At 44.0% G+C, this 19,772-nt stretch carries 13 protein-coding genes; all 13 read left to right on the top strand.

What is annotated here, in order from left to right; genetic code table 11:
* Positions 1 to 109 precede the first annotated feature (109 nt).
* The gene (locus BQ7394_RS13865; protein WP_075557975.1) at positions 110 to 547 is read left to right on the top strand and encodes an HU family DNA-binding protein; all 438 of its coding nucleotides are present in this window, start codon (positions 110 to 112) and stop codon (positions 545 to 547) included.
* 53 nt (positions 548 to 600) lie between these two features.
* Entirely contained in the window at positions 601 to 816 is a 216-nt protein-coding gene (locus tag BQ7394_RS13860; RefSeq protein ID WP_075557974.1) for a hypothetical protein, read from the top strand.
* Positions 800 to 1,210, top strand: a complete 411-nt coding sequence (locus tag BQ7394_RS13855) for a D-Ala-D-Ala carboxypeptidase family metallohydrolase (RefSeq protein ID WP_075557973.1) — start codon at positions 800 to 802, stop codon at positions 1,208 to 1,210. Before BQ7394_RS13860 ends, BQ7394_RS13855 begins: the two co-directional genes overlap by 17 nt.
* Positions 1,211 to 1,224: 14 nt before the next feature.
* Positions 1,225 to 1,695 carry a hypothetical protein gene (locus tag BQ7394_RS13850; protein WP_075557972.1) on the top strand — a complete coding sequence of 157 codons (471 nt, stop codon included), beginning with the start codon at positions 1,225 to 1,227 and terminating at the stop codon, positions 1,693 to 1,695.
* A gap of 149 nt (positions 1,696 to 1,844) precedes the next feature.
* Entirely contained in the window at positions 1,845 to 3,992 is a 2,148-nt protein-coding gene (locus tag BQ7394_RS13845; RefSeq protein ID WP_075557971.1) for a TIM-barrel domain-containing protein, read from the top strand.
* 319 nt (positions 3,993 to 4,311) lie between these two features.
* On the top strand, positions 4,312 to 7,482 hold the full coding sequence (locus BQ7394_RS13840) for a glycoside hydrolase family 2 protein (protein WP_075557970.1): 3,171 nt from the start codon (positions 4,312 to 4,314) through the stop codon (positions 7,480 to 7,482).
* A 124-nt stretch (positions 7,483 to 7,606) separates the two neighbouring features.
* A complete protein-coding gene (locus BQ7394_RS13835; RefSeq protein ID WP_075557969.1) occupies positions 7,607 to 9,895 on the top strand; it encodes a glycosyl hydrolase family 95 catalytic domain-containing protein in 2,289 nt (762 codons plus the stop codon).
* 184 nt (positions 9,896 to 10,079) lie between these two features.
* The gene (locus BQ7394_RS13830) at positions 10,080 to 11,462 is read left to right on the top strand and encodes an alpha-L-fucosidase (protein WP_075557968.1); all 1,383 of its coding nucleotides are present in this window, start codon (positions 10,080 to 10,082) and stop codon (positions 11,460 to 11,462) included.
* A gap of 21 nt (positions 11,463 to 11,483) precedes the next feature.
* Complete coding sequence (locus BQ7394_RS13825; RefSeq protein WP_075557967.1) at positions 11,484 to 13,826, top strand: glycoside hydrolase family 3 N-terminal domain-containing protein; 2,343 nt, start codon at positions 11,484 to 11,486, stop codon at positions 13,824 to 13,826.
* 64 nt (positions 13,827 to 13,890) lie between these two features.
* The gene (locus tag BQ7394_RS13820) at positions 13,891 to 14,115 is read left to right on the top strand and encodes a putative signal transducing protein (RefSeq protein ID WP_075557966.1); all 225 of its coding nucleotides are present in this window, start codon (positions 13,891 to 13,893) and stop codon (positions 14,113 to 14,115) included.
* A 269-nt stretch (positions 14,116 to 14,384) separates the two neighbouring features.
* Complete coding sequence (locus BQ7394_RS13815) at positions 14,385 to 17,519, top strand: SusC/RagA family TonB-linked outer membrane protein (protein ID WP_075557965.1); 3,135 nt, start codon at positions 14,385 to 14,387, stop codon at positions 17,517 to 17,519.
* Between the two features lie 12 nt (positions 17,520 to 17,531).
* The gene (locus tag BQ7394_RS13810) at positions 17,532 to 19,100 is read left to right on the top strand and encodes a RagB/SusD family nutrient uptake outer membrane protein (RefSeq protein ID WP_075557964.1); all 1,569 of its coding nucleotides are present in this window, start codon (positions 17,532 to 17,534) and stop codon (positions 19,098 to 19,100) included.
* Between the two features lie 119 nt (positions 19,101 to 19,219).
* Positions 19,220 to 19,615, top strand: a complete 396-nt coding sequence (locus BQ7394_RS13805; protein WP_075557963.1) for an ACT domain-containing protein — start codon at positions 19,220 to 19,222, stop codon at positions 19,613 to 19,615.
* The last annotated feature ends 157 nt before the right edge of the window (positions 19,616 to 19,772 follow it).

Here is a 19,772-nt window from a genome sequence, read left to right as displayed (position 1 = left end):
CAGTATAGTGTTTTATCAGAAGAGATTATTGCGTTTTTAACATATCTGGTTGCCCATACCTTTGTATCGTTCCCCGGAAACAACTGCATAATCATTTAAAATTAAAGGTATGGCATTAAAATTCAGAAAGGTACAACGTAAGGTCCTGAGTGGCGACGACAAGGACAAAGTGAAAACCTATGCGGTAGCCAAATCATCGAGCTATTGCGATATGGAAAAATTGTGTGAATTGATATCCAGCCGTTCGGCGATGTCGAGTGCTGATGTGAAGGCAATTCTCGACTCACTAAACTGGGCGATGGGCTTGGAACTTCGTTCAGGAAGTATCGTGCAGGTGGGCGAATTCGGTAATTTTCGTTTTTCGCTTCGTTCAAAAGGTGCAGATACGGAAGATGCATTTAATGCTTCTATGATTAAAAAAGCTCGTATCGTGTTTACGCCGGGTGCAAGCCTGCGCTGGACGAGCGAACTTGCGAAGTTTGAAGAAGACGATGTGAAGGTCGTAGAGAAAAAAGAGGAAGAAAACGATCGTCCTGTTATCGAGTAATTAAAAGTGGAGAATTGAAAGTTGAAAATTAATTAGTTGGATAGGGGGAACGTATGAAAAAGAGACTGACAATTCAATTGGTAATGGCAATCCTGCTCGTATTGAGCGGGATTGTCCTTCTTTTCTCCGGTTTCTGGATAGCTCCGAAAGGAGAGATCCATAATAGTGTATTGGTGGCTTTTGGAGAAACTTGCACGTTTGCCGGAGCTTTGTTCGGAGTAGATTATTCGTATAAAATAAAATCGATTCAAGATGAAAAGAAAAATTAGCAGGGATTTTACCTGGGAAGAAATGGTATATAGCCGTGTGGCTGTGGAAAATGGTTTGCATAATATTCCTCCGATAGAGGCCGAGATTGCGATGAAGCATCTGGCAAAGCGTTTACTGCAACCGTTGCGGATAGCTTATGCACAGCCAATTGCAATAACGAGCGGTTATCGTAGTCCGGAAGTGAATAAGTTGGTGGGTGGCGTACCTTCGAGCCAACATGTTAAAGGGGAGGCAGCCGATTGTTATGTTCCTGATCCCGAGGTATTACTGAATGTGCTGCGTTTCTGTAAGCTGCCTTTCGACCAGGCGATTCTTTATAAACGGAAGAAGTTCCTGCATTTATCGCTTAAAGCCAGTGGGCGGAATCGTTATCAGATCATTATTAATAAATAGTAGGAGAAAGGAGTATGGTGGCAATAAACAGGTGGTTGATTGTTCCGGTTATTCTACTAATGGTTTTGTCGCCCGGTTGCAGTACCGGGCGGTATAGAGGATTACAGCGGAGAACAATTGTTGAGACGAACCTTGTCCATAGGGATAGTACATTTTTGCAAAACTTGTTTCAGATCTCACGTAATACGGCAATTGATATAGAACATACCGTTTTTGATACCTGTCACTTGGTTTCTGCTGTGCCTTTGGTGCGCTCTGTTACCCATATCGCTGTTCGTGAACAGGAAGAAAAGGAGGTTGAATCATCAGCCGTTGCAGGTTCGACTAGTAATGTCTGTTCGTTCGGTTCAGATGTTCTTCAGGAAAAGCAGGAAATAAATATATCTTTCGGTAAATGGATAGCCGGAGGAGTATTGGCCTTATTTATACTTTTTATACTGATACAATATAGACAAAATGTAAACCGATATCGACATAAGAAATAACAGGATGTTTTTAATGGCCTGAAAAACAAGATAGTCATTCGGTTGGAGGACTTCTTCGAAAGATTATCCATCTTTGGCCATTATTCGTCTATTTGTTATTCAGAATAAAAACTCTTATTTTGCACGTTAAATACGTATAAAACAATACCATGAGAAAACTTACCTTATTGTTAGCGGCTATAGGTTACGTGGCAGTAGCTTTTAGTCAATCGAATGTTACTTCAAAAGATTGGGGTACTAATGAATGTGCTGGAGTTTGGAAACTATCTGTTGGCAAACCTGAAAAGATCAACTTGTTGAGTGAGCTTAATAATACTCCGAAGAGGGAGGCTCTCCAACAAATGCCGGAAGGCGTTTTACCTATTTCTCCCTCAGATGTGAAGGTCGAACTGAGAGATGGAAAAACCTATATCAGCTTCCCGCTGGAAAAAGGGGAGAAGATATTCGGCCTGGGACTCCATTTTAAAACCGTTGAGCAACGCGGTCGTATCATGCGCCTGCATATGGACCATTATGGTGACAAGGATGACGGCCGTACCCATGCCCCGGTTCCTTTCTTTGTTTCTTCCCGCGGATACGGTGTGTTGATCAATTCAGCCCGTTATATCGATGTATGGGTGGGGACAGCCGTTCGTAAAGACAGCCCGAACGTACCCGAAGAAAAAGACCGTAATATGGATGCGGACTGGCCTTCACAACCCTATTCGGATAATATAGAGATATTGGTTCCCGCTACCGGTGTCGAAATGTTGCTTTTTGCCGGTCCGACCATGTTGGATGTCGTGCGCCGATATAATTTGTATAATGGAGGCGGTACGTTACCTCCGCGCTGGGGGCTGGGCTTCTGGCATCGTACCCCTACACTTTTCTCCGATAAGGATGTGAAGAACGAAGTCGCCGAGTTTGAAAAAAGAGGATTTCCCCTTTCCGTGATCGGCCTTGAACCGGGATGGCATTCAAAGGCTTATCCCTGTACCTACGAATGGGATAAAAGCCGTTTCCCGGATGCTTCCGGATTTGTAAAAGAAATGCTGGATAAAGGAATCGAACTGAACCTGTGGATGAACCCGTATGTATCCAAACACAGTGAAGTGTACGACAAGATCAAACCTTATACCGGATCGCATACCGTATGGCTGGGCGAGGTGCCCGATTATTCTATGCCGGAGGTACAACGCATCATGACCGGTCATTTCAAGAAACATCAGCTCGATATGGGTGTCAGCGGATATAAAATGGACGAGAACGACGGTTATGACTTCTGGCTCTGGCCCGACGTGGCAACTTTCCCTTCCGGAATCCCGGCCGAACAGTTACGTAACCTTTATGGTTCCCTGATGCAATATGCAACGACAAAGATGTACCGCGAACAGAACAAACGTACATACGGACAGGTTCGTGCTGCCAATGCCGGAACCAACTCATATCCCTATGTATTATATAACGACTATTACGATCATAAGGGTTTTATCACGGCATTGATAAACAGCTCTTTTATCGGCGTATTGTGGACGCCTGAGGTACGTTCGTCAAAAACATCCGAAGAATGGCTACGCCGTATGCAGACCGTTTGTTTTTCTCCTATCGCACAGTTGAATGCGTGGGCAGACGGAACCAAACCCTGGACATTCCCGGATGTAGAGAAAGAGATTAAAGAAATATCCCTGCTTCGTATCCGTCTGATTCCTTATTTATATTCGACTTTTGCCGATTACGCTTTCTACGGGACACCTCCCGTACGTGCCATGAACCTGGAAGACGGTTATGCAGTGGAAACAGTAACGGAACAGGGAAAGCTGGATGCAACGGAGAATCCTTATGCAATGGCTATACGTCGTGAAGTAAAAGATCAATTTATGGTGGGTGAAAATATTTTAGTTGCTCCGTTGTTTACCGGACAGAAGGAACGGAAAGTAATTCTTCCGAAAGGTAAATGGTATGATTTTTATACCGGAAAACTGGCAGGAGAGGGTGAAGTGATCACGGTGAAACCTACTGACTCAAACATACCGGTGTATGTAAAGGATGGCGGTATCATCCCGTTGTGGCCGGCTATGGCAAAATTCACCGACCAGAAATATCCGCTTGAAGTACGGCATTACGGGACGAAACCGGGTACTTATTTCCTTTACGATGATGATGGCAGTAGCTATGATTACGAGAAAGGAGCGTTTACCCGTATCGACCTGAACGTTACAGTCGACAAGAAAGGCCGTAAGAAAGGAAAAGCAATTGTTCCGAAAGGCAAACAAATCTGGTCGTTTAGCGAATATAACTTCCGGTTTATGACTGAATAAAGGTGAGTTTTTTTATGAGGCTCCGCCTCATGCCGCAGGCTCTCTTTTGCCGTCGGTTTTTAACCGACGGATAGATTAAATGCTCCGGCTTTGCCGGATTCCTTTGTGGGTTTTAACCCCTTTAGGCATATAATGGTAGCCCCTGCTTTAAAGGGGCTTAAGCCCACAAAGGAAGAGGCTTTGCCTCCTGTCTTTTATATCCGTCGGTTAAAAACCGACGGCAAAATAGAGCCTGCGGCACAAGGCGTTGCCTTGTAAAGAGAGATAGCTCACATCTGACAAATAGTGAATATTCACTCCGATAATAACGAAAACGAATATGAATAAAAAACTCTCTAAAGTAATCTTTTTTTTATTAGTAAATTTGTGTGTATCAGCCTTTGCACAGATACAAAACTCTCAATCTCTAAGCGGAACCTGGCAGTTCAGGCTCGATCCGGAAGACAAAGGATTGAAAGAAAACTGGCAGGGAATCTCTTTTACCGATCATATTACCTTGCCCGGCACGACCGATGAAGCCGGCTATGGAGAGAAGACTTCCGGTTCCGATTTCGGTATCCTGACACGTGCCTGGAAATATTACGGTCCGGCATGGTATTCGAAAGAAATTGAAATTCCTTCCGAATGGAACGGAAAATACATCCGGATGGAACTTGAACGCGTCTTATGGGAATCGCGTCTCTTTCTGGATGGGAAAGAAGTATCTGTGCAGGATGCCCTGTCTACTCCCCACTGGCATGACCTGGGCTATCTGACGCCTGGCAAACATTGGCTGACTATCCGTATCGATAACGATATGATCTATAATATCGGTGATAAAGGCCACGTCTATACCGAATATACGCAAAGTATATGGAACGGAGCGGTCGGCCGCATTCGTTTGGTAGCATCCGAGCCGGTACGCTTCTCGAATCCGCAGGTGTTTACCCGTACGACCAATGGCCCTTGTACGTTACAGGTGAAGGATACGCTTATCAACGAATCCCCCCGGAAAGTCCCGGCCCGTATTACCTGGCAACTGACCGACAGGGAAGATGGTTCTGTGGTCTATACCCGAACCACTGAACAGTTTTTACAAAAAGGCCGGAATGTTCTCAACTTCGAGGCAACTATGCCGGAGAATATCCATCTTTGGAATGATATCACTCCAAATCTGTATGTTCTAAAGGTGACGCTGGAAGATAAGAAAAAACAGTTCGATAGCCGTGAGATAGAATTTGGTTTCCGGGAGGTATCCCATTCAAATTCAAAGATACTGGTGAACGGGAAGCCTGTATTTCTACGCGGTAATCTCGACTGTGTGCATTTCCCCCTGACAGGCTATCCGTCTTGCAAGGTGGAAGATTGGGAAAAGATTTTCCGTATCTATAAGGATTATGGGTTGAACCATGTACGTTTCCATTCCTGGTGCCCACCCGAAGCTGCTTTCATTGCTGCCGACCGTCTCGGTATTTATATCCAGGCCGAAACCATCTGGATCGACTGGTGGATGTCTGTCGAACAAAAAGAACGAAAGGAGATGGATACGAAAGGCCATCCGCAGGGGTTAGGAAAGAATCCATCTGCCGACCGATATGTGCAACAGGAGTTGGCACGTATGATCGAAGCCTATGGTAACCATCCCTCTTTCGTGATGCAGTGTATTGGAAATGAATTGGGTAATTCTGACTTTGAAGTAATGGAGTCGTGGATGAAGCCCTTGAAAGAAAAAGACTCCCGCCGACTTTACTCCGTATCTACTGCCCGTAAGATTACTCCGCTCGACCAGTATATGGCTACGCATTATATCGACGGACTGGGAAGTACCCGCGGATTGAAAGGCGGTGCGTCTACTGCCTGGGACTTTGAAAACGTTTATTCAAAATCGAATATTCCTGTGCTTTCTCATGAGATCGGACAATGGCCTGTCTATCCACGGTGGAGTGAAATAAAGAAATATAAAGGGGTACTGAAAGCACGTAACTTCGAAGAGTTCCGCGAGCAGGCACGAAAGAACAAGATCGAGGAGCAGAACGAAGCGTTTGTCGCTGCATCCGGTGCACTCAACCAGATCATGTATAAGTATGAGATAGAATCGTTTTTACGTACGCCCTCCTGTGCCGGCATCCAATTACTCAGCATGCAGGATTATCAGGGACAAGGGGAAGCATTGATCGGCTGGCTGGATGTTTTCTACGACAGTAAAGGAATTACCACGCCCGAACAGTTCCGCTGTCATCACGACAGTACGGTTCCGTTATTGCGTATCCCGAAATATGTATGGACCAACGACGAACCTTTTACTGCTGACCTTCAGTTAGCTCATTACGGATCGGTTGACCTGAACGACGGTTTGTACTGGAAAATTAAAGACGGACAAAGTAACCTGATCGCTTCCGGCCGTACGGCAACCCATCTGTTTCCAGTCGGTAGCTCGGAAATAACCGGCCAGATTATTTGCGATCTGTCTGCCGTGACAACAGCACAGCAGTTGGTTGTCGAAGTCGGTTTGCAAAACGAGGCCATAGCGAATACCTGGAATATATGGGTGTTTCCGGCAAATGAAAAAGTAGAAACAGGTACAGTTTACGTCACCGACCGGATGGATACCGAATGCTTGAAGCGCTTGGAAAAAGGAGAAAAAGTATTATTGCAGGCGGCTGCTTTAGGTACTGAAGATACTTGCGATAAGATCAGTTTCTATCCTTTGTATTGGTCGCTCACCTTCTTCCCCGGTCAGGGAAAGAATACGATCGGTATGATCGTTTGCGACAAACATCCGCTCTTTGCCCGATTCCCGACCGAATCGCATAGCGACTGGCAATGGCAATTTATTTATAAAGATGCCCGTGCTTTCTATATAAACGACTATCCGGAGGACTATAAGCCAATCGCACAGCCTGTCGACGATTTCCATCGCAACAACAAACTGGCATCTATCTTCGAACTGAAGGTCGGCAAAGGTAAACTGCTAGTTTGCGGTTTCGACCTGAAAGACGAATCGAATCCGGCAGCCCGCCAACTGAAAAGCAGTATTCTGCATTATATGAATTCAACCGATTTCAACCCGACCTACGAAAGGGACATTGTTTCTTTACAGAAGATGTTTACTTATGTGGAGCCGCTGAAGAGCGCCGTTACCGGAGAGTTCAGTAATGCGTTATTGTACGTCGACTGTGCTGCTCCGGAGAAGGAAGAGGCCCGCAAAAAGACAACTTATACAGTCGAACCGGCCTGGCAAGGCGAGGAATTGTCATTGACAATCGATTGCCCTCCGGGTATCATTGGCTTCTTATATGTTTGTTTCTCCGACAAAGATAAGAAAGGACGTACCGGTCATATTGTCTTTGAAGGGCGTGACTATGAATTAGGAAAACAGAAAGAGGATGAAACCTGGATCAAACTACATGTGATGCGGGAAGACTCGAATGACGGACAACTTATCCTGAAAGCGAAAGTAAAAGGAGGTCCCGATTTGATAATATCCAAAATTGCTTTGATGGAAGAGTAGGAAGCAAGTATACAAAATCAGGAGAATGTTTTGCATAATCCGATATCCCTGTAAATAAGGCAGGAATGGGAATGTCGGATTTTGTTTTATTTTCTACATTTGTACGATTAGCATTTAATATATTATGATAAAAAACTTATTGTTAGCATCAAGTCTATGGCTATTGGTAGCTTGTAGCAGTGGAAGAAGTAATTTACCTGTTACTCCTTCCGAAAGTGATTTACATTTCTCCGGTTTGGCGACCACCTGGGACGAAGGAATGCCTTTGGGAAATGCAACTGTGGGAGCCCTAGTATGGCAACGCGACTCGGCTTTACGTCTGTCGCTCGACCGGACCGATCTCTGGGATCTTCGTCCCATGGACAGTATCTCCGGGTCGAACAACCGTTTCGCCTGGGTATGTGAGCAGGTAAAGAAAAAAGACTATCTTCCAGTCCAACAGAAATACGACTGGCCGTATGAGCAGCAGCCTGCCCCTTCCAAGATACCGGGAGCTGCCCTGGAATTCTCTCTGGAACAACTGGGATCTCCTTCCGATGTGCGACTTTATCTAAACAATGCCCTTTGTGAGGCAAGCTGGGATAACGGGGCAACGCTGAAGACATTTGTTCATGCAACCGAACCTGTCGGTTGGTTCGTCTTCGAGAATCTGCCGGCAGCAGTAACACCGGCACTGATCGCTCCTCAATACAGTACCGGTGATGCCAAGATCGGTGATTCCGTAGCCGGACAGGATTTGCGTCGCCTGGGTTATAAACAGGGAACCATCGATGTGGAGCCTAACCAGATAACCTATCATCAGGAAGGTTGGAATGGTTTCTCCTATGATGTAAATGTACGCTGGGAACAAAAGGGAAATACTCTTTGCGGTGTATGGAGCGTGACATCTTCCCTGGAAGCGGATCAGGCTACTGAAAAGACCCGGGAGGCGATGATACGTGGTATCAACCAGGATTACCAAACTCATCTGGACTTCTGGAAAAGTTACTGGGCACAGTCATCCATCACCCTTCCCGATCCGGTTTTACAGAAACAATACGATAACGAAATGTATAAGTTTGGTTCTGCTAGCCGTGAGAACTCTTATCCAATCTCTTTGCAGGCCGTATGGACAGCCGATAACGGTAAACTTCCCCCCTGGAAAGGCGATTATCATCACGACCTGAACACACAACTTAGCTATTGGCCTGCCTATACAGGCAACCACCTGACGGAAGGTATGGGCTATCTGAATACGTTATGGAACCAGCGGGATATATATAAAAAATATACAAAAGAATATTTTGAAACGGATGGAATGAATATCCCTGGGGTATGTACCCTGTTGGGTGTGCCGATGGGAGGCTGGATACAATATTCCATGTCGCAGACAGTCAGTGCCTGGCTGGCCCAGCATTTCTATCTCCACTGGAAATATTCTGCCGACCGTGAATTCCTGAAAGACCGTGCTTATCCATTCCTGAAGGATGTGGCGGTTTTCCTGGAGCAAATATCTGTGGTCGATGCTAACGGTGTTCGTAAGCTGGTGATGAGTTCGAGCCCCGAGATATTCGATAATTCGATCAATGCCTGGTTTAAGGATATGACGAACTATGATCTGGCTTTGATGCATTTTGCTTTCAGTGCTGTATCCGAACTGGCATCCGAGTTGAACCTGCCAGAAGAATCGGCACACTGGAAAGAGATGAACGACCAGCTTCCTGATTACGATCTGGATAAAGAAGGTGCTTTGACCTTTGCCAAAGGTTTCCCGTACGATCAGTCTCACCGCCACTTCTCCCATGCAATGGCTATCCATCCATTGGGTATGCTCGACTGGAGCCAGGGTGAGAAATCCAGACAGATCATAAAGGCAACCTTGAGAAAATTGCAGGACTGTGGCCCTGATTACTGGACAGGATATTCTTACAGTTGGTTCGGTAATATGAAAGCCCGTGCCTTCGATGGTGAAGGAGCGGCCGACGAACTGCGTACGTTTGCCGAATGTTTCTGTCTCCGCAATACATTCCATGTTAACGGTGACCAGACAAAGAGCGGCAAATCGAAATTTACTTACCGTCCGTTTACCCTGGAAGGTAACTTTGCTTTTGCTTCCGGTATTCAGGAAATGTTGCTTCAAAGCCATACCGGGATCGTTCGTGTATTCCCGGCTATCCCTGCCGCCTGGTCGGATGTTTCATTCGAAAACCTACGTGCCATGGGAGCCTTCCTTGTATCGGCTGAAAAGAGAGACGGCAAGATCGTAAAGCTCCGTATCTATCCCGAACAGGGCGGTACGTTGCGCATTGCTTTCCCTGCGGATGGCAGCAAAGTGTCTGTAACTGGAAATATCGGCAATGTGACAAACGAAGACGATGTTTATACAATTGAAACACGGCAAGGTGAGTGGATCGATATAAAGACGAATAGTTAATTTCAAAGTCCAGGAAGTTATGCATGGGCCGGAGAGGCTCATGCATCTTTTTTGTTGCATATTGTCATTGTTACATTTTGACATTTGGGATATTATCTGTAATATTGTCCTGATTTTCTAATGCCGCCTGAGGTTTAACTTAAACGAAAAATTAATAATGTACAATAATTAAAACGATTATTTTATGAAAATCCTGAAAACACTATTCGGATGCCTGACAGGAGCCGTTTTGACGATGAATGTAAATGCCCAACAGGTACAAGGTTTTGTTCACGAACGTTCAACTGACTATGAATGGCCTACAGATCAAAAGGTTTTGGATAAACTGGATAAATGGCAAGATCAGAAATTCGGTGTTTTGTTCCATTGGGGACTTTATTCCGTTCCGGGCATTGTAGAGTCATGGTCCATTTGTTCCGAGGACGTAGACTGGATCTCCCGCAAGAAAGATATGAGCTACGATGAATACAAGAAGTGGTATTACGGTTTGAAGGATTCTTTGAATCCAACACAGTTCGATCCTGCTAAATGGGCGGATATCATGCAGGATGCAGGAATGAAATATATGATCTTTACAACAAAGCATCACGATGGTTTCTGTATGTTCGACTCGAAGTTTACGGACTTCTCCATCGCAAACGGTCCTTTCGGTACTGATCCGAAAAAAGATGTGGCACGTCACGTGTTCGATGCTTTCCGAAAGAAAGATTTTATGATCGGATGTTATTTCTCTAAACCGGACTGGCATTGCGAATGGTTCTGGAATCCTTACTTCGCAACAGCTAACCGTCGTCAGAATTATAAGAAAGAAAATCATCCGGACTGGTGGAAAAACTACCAGGATTTCACTTATAACCAGATGAATGAATTGATGACAGATTATGGTAACTTCGATATCCTTTGGCTGGATGGCGGCTGGGTGACCGGTGACGATGTCAATCTCGATAAGTTATTGACAAAGGTGCGTACCTCCACACAACCGGGGTTGATCTCTGTCGACCGCACGATCCGCGGAAGAAATGAAAACTATCAGACTCCGGAACGCAGTATCCCTGAAACGCAGTTGAATAATCCGTGGGAAAGCTGTATTACGTTGAGTAATGACTGGGGATGGGTTCCCAATGCCCCTTATAAGTCACCAGCTAAAGTGATCGGTCTTTTGGCTGAGATTACAGCCAAAGGTGGTTGTCTGTTATTAGGTGTAGGCCCGACTCCGCAGGGAACTATCGAAGATGCGGTGGCTGAACGTCTGCATGTTATCGGTGACTGGCTGAGAGCAAATGGAAAAGCGATTTATAATACCCGTATCACTCCGGTTTATAATGATGGCAATGTTTGGTTTACTGCGGATAAAGACGGTAAGACCTTATATGCCGTTTATGCTTTGCCGGAAGGAGAAAATCTGCCTGAAACGATTGAATGGAGCGGAAATATTCCGACAGGCAAGATGAAAATGCTGAAAGGAAACAAGACCGTGAAATACTCCAGCAAAGACGGTAAAGTAAAGGTTACTCTTCCGAAAGGATTAAAGAATGAACCGATCGCTTTACAGTTTACAATCTCTTAAATAAAACAACAATATAGTTATATGAGTAAAACAACATCTTTACTGATCGGCCTTATTGCTTTTGCGGGACAGGCTATGGCTCAGCAACCGTTATATAAACAGGCTACGGCACCTGTCGAAGATAGAGTGAAAGACCTGGTAGGACGTATGACCGTCGAAGAAAAAGTCGGTCAGCTATGTTGTCCGCTGGGTTGGGAAATGTATACCAAAATAAAAAAGGACGTAGTAGCCTCCGACCTTTATAAAGAACGGATGAAAGCAATGCCTATCGGTTCATTCTGGGCGGTTCTCCGTGCTGATCCCTGGACACAAAAGACATTGGAGACAGGCTTGAATCCCGAATTATCGGCTAAAGCACTGAATGCTTTACAGAAATATGCAGTGGAGGAAACCCGTCTGGGAATACCGGTATTGTTTGCCGAAGAATGTCCGCACGGACACATGGCTATCGGAACCACAGTTTTTCCGACTTCACTGGCGCAGGCAAGTACCTGGAATGAGGATCTGATGTATAAAATGGGAGAGGCGATCGCTTTGGAAGCCCGCTCACAAGGCGCTAACATCGGTTATGGTCCGGTATTGGATATTGCCCGTGAACCTCGTTGGTCGCGTATGGAGGAGACTTTCGGGGAAGATCCCGTGCTGACCTCTAATTTAGGCGTTGCTTTTATGAAAGGTATGCAGGGCAATGAGCAGAGTGACGGCAAACATCTGTTCTCTACTTTGAAACATTTTGCCGCTTACGGTATTCCTGAAGCCGGACATAACGGTGCACGTGCCAATGTCGGTATGCGCCAGCTTTTCTCCGATTATCTTCCCCCTTTTAAAAAGGCGGTGGAAGCAGGCGTAGGAACGATCATGACTTCCTATAACTCTATCGACGGCGTTCCTTGTACCTCTAATAAATATCTGCTGACGGATGTGCTTCGTGAGCAGTGGGGATTTAACGGATTTGTCTATTCCGATTTGACTAGTATCGAAGGAATTGTCGGAGCGAGGGTGGCAAAAGACAATAAGGAAGCCGCCGTCCTGGCACTGAAAGCCGGTCTTGATATGGACCTGGGAGGAAATGCGTATGGCAAGAACTTGAAGAAAGCCTTTGAAGAAGGTTCCATCACTATGGAGGATCTCGACAGGGCGGTCGCTAACGTGCTTCGTTTAAAGTTCCGTATGGGATTGTTCGAGAATCCGTATGTTTCTCCGGAACAGGCGAAGCAGCTGGTACGTTCGAAAGCACATAAGGAACTGGCTCGTGAGGTAGCCCGTGAAGGGATTGTCCTATTAAAGAACGATGGGGTATTGCCTTTGAAAAAAAATATCGGAAGTATCGCCGTGATCGGTCCGAATGCCGATATGATGTATAATCAGTTGGGTGACTATACGGCTCCTCAGGAACGTGAAGAGATCGTTACGGTATTGGATGGTATACGGAAAGCGGTTTCTCCTTCTACGAAAGTGAACTATGTGAAAGGCTGTGCGATCCGTGATGTAACGGCAAGCAATATCCCTGCAGCGGTGGAAGCCGCCCGTGCAGCCGATGCGGTGGTATTGGTAGTCGGTGGTTCCAGTGCACGTGATTTCAAAACGAAATATATAGGAACCGGTGCTGCCGATGTTTCTACGGATGGAATCCAGGTTTTGCCGGATATGGATTGTGGCGAAGGATACGACCGTAGCACTTTGCGTTTATTGGGGGATCAGGAACCATTACTGGAAGCCCTTGCTGCCACAGGTAAACCGTTGGTTGTTGTTTATATACAAGGACGTACACTGAATATGAATCTGGCTTCGGAGAAAGCTCAGGCATTACTTACTGCCTGGTATCCGGGCGAGCAGGGAGGAACAGCCGTTGCCGATGTTTTGTTTGGCGATTACAACCCGGCCGGACGTTTGCCGGTATCCGTTCCCCGTAGCGAAGGTCAGTTGCCTTTGTTTTATTCACAGGGCAAGCAGCGTGCTTATGTAGAGAGTGAAGGTACTCCTCTATATGCTTTCGGTTATGGTTTGAGTTATACTAAATTTGAATACAGCCAGCTGGAAATGCAAAAGGGTAACGGCAAAGATGCCTTACAAACGGTTAGTTGCACGGTAACCAATACCGGCGACCGTGACGGGGAAGAGGTTGTCCAGCTTTATATTTGCGACAAAGTAGCTTCTGTATCCCAGGCCCCGATCCTGTTAAAGGATTTCGAGCGGATTGCTTTGAAGAAAGGTGAAAGCAAAAAAGTTACTTTCACGTTGGGTGAAGAGGAATTGTCTCTTTATAATATGGAAATGAAACAGGTGGTCGAATCGGGTGATTTCAAGGTAATGATTGGAGCTGCTTCGGATGATATTCGGTTGCAGGGAGAGTTTACATTGTAAAGTTTGTTTTTCCAAATAAAAAAACATATCTTTGAGAAATAAGGACCTCTAAATTCATAAAGGTATGGAAACAATTTATTTGGCAACATTAGATAACGAATTCCAGGCAACCTTGTTGCAGGATTTGTTGAGAAATGACGGTATTGAGTCTTTTCTAAAAAACGAGATCATCTCTTCCGTACTGAATATCCCTGGTTTTCAAAGAGAGATATATGTAATGGAAAAGGATTACGAGAAGGCAAAAGAGATACTGAAACAGGCATTGCCTGAATTGGTAGGAGAAGAATAAAGAAGAGTTATTACTCTGTAAATATAAAAGTCGGGTGTGAGTAAGTCATACCCGACTTTTTGTTTTAGGATACATCTATTTGTATCAAGACTACGGATATATTGCTTTGTTCCTAATTTGATACATTATTTAAGAATCTGTTCCGTATTTAAAAGTTCTTGCCAACAGTATGATATCTGCTGATAATGAGTTCATAGCTTACTTTGCAATTGTAAATCTTTATCGAATTAAGCATTGTGTAAAGTAGTTTTCATTAAAGCATTATTATTATGGGAAACAAGAAAAAGTGTGTTTGGAAGAGAAGAGGGTATTTATTTGTCGCCACTTTATTGGGCGCGAGCTCTTTCTCCAGTTATGCAAAAGCCGGAACTGATTATAATCAGTTCAACTCGGTTGTTACCGAGTTGAACAATGATGCAAGTCAGCAACAAACAAAAAAAATCTCCGGTACAGTTGTCGATGAAACAGGGCTTCCGGTTATTGGAGCTAATGTAGTACAAAAAGGAACTACGAATGGGAACATAACGGATATAGATGGCCGTTTCTCTTTGGATGTTCCACAAAATGCTATCCTGGAAATTTCTTATATCGGTTATATCGCACAGGAGGTAAAAGTTGGCAGTAAATCTACATTCCAAATCATTTTGGTAGAAGATACACAAAATCTGGATGAGGTCGTTGTCGTGGGGTATGGCGTTCAGAAAAAGGTTAATATGACAGGAGCTGTAGCAGCCATTAATTCTGAATCGTTGGCAAATCGTCCGGTGACTAATGCGTCTACTGCTTTGCAAGGAATGTTGCCGGGAGTTACAGTTGTGCAAAACAGCGGACAGCCTGGTAAGGATAATTCTTCAATTCGTATTCGTGGGGTCGGTACGTTGAATAACTCGAATCCGATGTATGTGGTTGACGGATTGATCGTGTCGACAATCAATGATATTGATCCGAATGATATAGAGAACCTTTCTGTATTGAAAGATGCTGCTTCTGCTGCGATTTACGGTTCACGTGCAGCAAATGGTGTCGTTTTGATTACGACGAAGAAAGGAAGTAAAAAGGCTGCAACTTTAAGGTATGACGGTTATGTAGGCTGGCAGACTCCTACCTCTTTGCCTGAGTATTTACCTTCTCACGAATATGCTGCATTGTATAATAATGCATTAGAAAATGAAGGGAAACAACCGCTTTATAAACCCAATGAAATCGAGTCGTTCAGGAATGGTTCCGATCCGGACAATTATCCGAACACAGATTGGCTGGGACTTTTCTATAAAGATAAAGGCTTTCAACATAGCCACAGGGCTGAAGTGAGTGGAGGTAGCGAAACGACAACTTACATGTTTTCTTTAGGTTATCTGGGACAGGATGGTATTATCGAAAATGCTGATTTCAAACGTTACAACGTAAGGGGAAATATCAATACGAAGATTAATAAGTTGTCCGCAGGCATGAACTTTTCATATACATATGGTGATACTAATGAACCGATTAATCCGTGGACAGGGGATATGTACCAGATATTTCGTCAGATAAATCGTATTGCTCCATTTGTCCCTTATAAATATTCGAATGGGTATTATGGATACATCAATGATGGTAATCCGCTTGCCTGGATGGATTCCGGTTCGATCCGTAATGAGAAATATCATACGACCCGCGTTGTGGGAAATGTAGGATACGAGATTATAAAAGGTCTGAAGATACAGGAAATGATCGGTTACGAATATACCGGAAAATCGGATGAGAAGTTTATAAAAGATATTCAGTATTATAACTGGAAAACAGGAGAACCGACCCAATACCAAGGTCCGAACAGTCAGACCGATGACCGGGAAGATTATATGATGTTGAATTTGCAGACCTTGCTGACTTATAACAATACGTTCGGTAAACATACGATTGGAGCTTTGGCAGGTTTTTCTCAGGAATACAGCCGCCGGGATTGGACGATCGGTAAGCGTATTAATTTTTTGAATAATGACTTATGGGAGTTGAATGCAGGTTCTCCGGACGGACAAACAGCTGAAGGTTCGGCTAATGAATATGCTCTTCGTTCTTTCTTCGGACGTGTGACATATGATTATGACAACAAATATTTGTTTGAAGCAAATATACGTAGAGATGGAACCTCCCGTATTAATCAGGATGCTCGCTGGGGGACATTCCCTTCATTCTCTGTCGCATGGCGTATTATAAACGAACCATTTATGGAAAGTACGCGCGATATATTGTCTGATTTGAAGATCAGAGGAGGTTGGGGTAAATTAGGTAATCAGCAATTAGGTACTGATAACCGGAAATCTATAGAGTTTTATCCATATCAATCTGTGCTGTCGCAGAAAAATTATGCTTTTGGCGGTAAGGTAAATTCAGGGGTGGCTCCTGTAGATGGTGCTAATAGTGATCTGAAATGGGAGACATCCAAAACAACCAACATCGGTCTGGATATGGGATTCCTCCAGAATATGTTTACATTGACTGTTGATGCGTATTGGAAGAAAACGTACGATATTTTAATGAAGTTGCCGGTCAGTACTCTTTATGGTTTAGAGGCTCCTTATCAGAATGCAGGAGAGGTAACCAATAAGGGGATTGAAATGCAGTTGGGATATAAGCTGGCAGCAAAGGATTTTACTTTCAATGCCACGGCTAATATCGCTTATAATAAGAATGAAGTTACCAATTTGCGAAATAACGGTGCCAAGATTTGGGACGGATATAAATTCAAACAAGAAGGACGGCCTATCAATTCTTTCGGTGGTTATGAAGTGCTCGGTATCTTTACGGATCCGACCGATCTGGCTAACAGTGCTGTAATTAATCGGGAGCAGGCCGGATTAGGTGATTTGAAATATAAAGATCAGAACAAAGATGGTAAAATTGATGGTGAGGATCGTGTCTATTTGGGTAGTTGGGATCCTTCCTGGACATTTGGTTTGAACCTTGGGGCTACATGGAAGGGATTCGATGTCTCTATATTCTTCCAGGGAGCAGCCGATGTGAAAGGATTCCTTCAAAATGAAACGGTAGGACGTTTGCAGGGAAGTACATCTAAGCCGACTGCCTTATTTCGTGATTCATGGAATGCAGAAACCAACCCGAACGGTAAATTCCCTCGCCCTTTGAGTTCATGGACTCAAAACGACTCAGAAGCTAATCCGTCGGATTTCTGGATCATCAACTCTTCTTATTTGCGTATGAAGAATTTCCAGGTTGGTTATACATTACCTAAGAGTATCTGTGACTTTATACGTGTTCCCAGGATACGCGTTTATTACAGTGGACAGAATTTGTTGACTTTTACTGGATTCAGCGACGGATTCGACCCGGAAGCACCGACTGGCGCACGCGGTTATTATCCGCAGGTTAAAGTGAATACATTCGGATTAAATGTAACCTTTTAATAATATGATGTCATGAAGAAATATAGTTTATATATCGTCCTATTACTTTTTATAACTTCTTGTAGTAGTGACTTTTTAGATAGAAACCCTTTGGATCAACCTTCAAATGAAGCATTTTGGAATACCGAAAAAGATGCATTGGCAGCGGCTACCGGCTGCTATGAAGGATGGTTCTCTATGGACGAGGTGGTTTACTTCGATTGTGCATCTGACAATGCTTACAACCCATATGCTTGGGAAAACTGGCAGGTGCAGGCTACCGGATATGCCACACCGAACAACTACGGACAGAACTACATGAAATACGACAAAATTGTCCGTTGTAATAATTTCCTGGCGAATATTGATCGTCCGACAATGAGTGAAGAAGTTCGTTCACGTTTGACTTCCGAAGTTCGTTTCCTCAGAGCCTGGCATTATTTCCTGAAAGTAACGCTTTACGGAGATGTACCTTTAGTAACAGAAGTGTTGGGAGTTGACAACTCTAATTTGCCTCGTACACCTAAAGCGGAAGTTGTTAAGTTTATTTTGGACGAATTGACGGCCATTGCTCCGGAACTACCGGAAAGTTATACCGGAGAAAATGTCGGCAGAGTGACAAAGGGAGCTGCACTGACTCTGAAAGCCCGCATGGAAATATTCGAAGGCGATTATACTGCTTGTGCTGCAACTTGTGAACAAATCATGAAACTGAATTATTCTTTGTTCCCTGATTATAGAGGTTTATTCAAAATAGCCAATGTTAATAATGCAGAGGTGATTATGGATGTCCAGTATGTAGAAAATCTGGCTAAAAATACAATCTTGGGTGTAATGCCGCCTGCGTCTGTCGGTGGTTGGTCTTCAATTGACCCGACACAGGCATTGGTCGATGCATACGAATGTACGGACGGAAAGACAATCAGCGAATCAAAAGTATACGATCCGAAAGAACCTTATAAGAATCGTGATCCGCGTCTGGATGCAACAATTATATATCCGGGGTGTTTGTATGAAGGCAAATATTTCAATTCGATTGATGTAAAAGACCCGAATGGTGATTATTATGCGCCTTATGGCCGCTCTAAAACAGGCTATCATCCACGTAAGTATATTGATAACCTGGCTGATTATGCAGATATGTGGAATACTGGAATGAATGCGATCGTTATGCGTTATGCAGAAGTATTATTAATGTATGCAGAATCGAAGGTTGAGCTGAATCAAATTGATGCTTCTGTTTATGAAGCTTTGAATGCGATCCGTACTCGTGCAGGTATGCCGGAAGTCGACCGGGCGATATCTAATAATCAAAGTAAAATGCGTGAACTGGTTCGTCGCGAGCGTCGTGTCGAGTTGGCAATGGAGGGTCTTCGCTGGTTTGATATTTGTCGTTGGAAGATAGGAGAAGAGGTTATGCCGGGGCAGGTATATGGTGCTCTGTTGGGAACAGTGGATTCTGAAAACGGTACATTAAACCTGACAGATGAACGGATAAAAACAGAAGTGCGTTTGTTCGATCCGGCAAAGCATTATTTATGGCCGATTCCTCAGGATGTGATCGATGCGACTGACGCTATTAAACAGAATCCTGGATATTAGCTTATCTTATTCCCTAATATGCTCCATTTTGGATTGATCAGTTCGAAATGGAGCGTTCTTCTGCTTGCTACATAACTGCATATCGGTTATCTTTGTGTAATTAAAAAAACGAATATGTTATGACAGGCATTAAAGAATTGGAAACGTTATTGTCTAATGTAGATCCGGTATTGGATGAGCGGAGTTTTGTTTTTTGTACTTTCCCGGATTTTAATAGCGATGATATCTGCCGTCTGAATCCGATAGGAATGTTTCAAGAAAAAGAGGGAGTGACATTAATCATAACAAAGCAACAGGCTATTGACAGTCATATCGACTATGAATCTGTTTACAAGCTTATTTCTTTGAATGTTCATTCCAGTTTGGATGCTGTTGGACTGACAGCTGCTTTTTCTGCAAAACTGGCAGAAAAGAATATTAGTGCGAATGTTGTTGCAGCCTATTATCATGACCATATTTTTGTACCTGAAGAAAAAGCAGAACAAGCTTTGATAGCAATTTGTGAACTACAATAATCAAGAGGAATACAACCTGTTTGAAAGGTCCGGTCTTTTGAAATGTTAAGACAGGACTTTTGATTATAAAATAAGGGACTTTTGAATTCAAAAGTCCCTTATTTTGTAGGAGAAAATCATACCGTGAAGGATTAATAAAGAAATGATCGGAGGGGCA

This window comes from Parabacteroides timonensis (assembly GCF_900128505.1).
Lineage (GTDB): Bacteria > Bacteroidota > Bacteroidia > Bacteroidales > Tannerellaceae > Parabacteroides > Parabacteroides timonensis.
The sequence above is the reverse complement of the archived record's forward strand: the minus strand, read 5'-3'. Positions and strand labels throughout refer to the sequence as shown.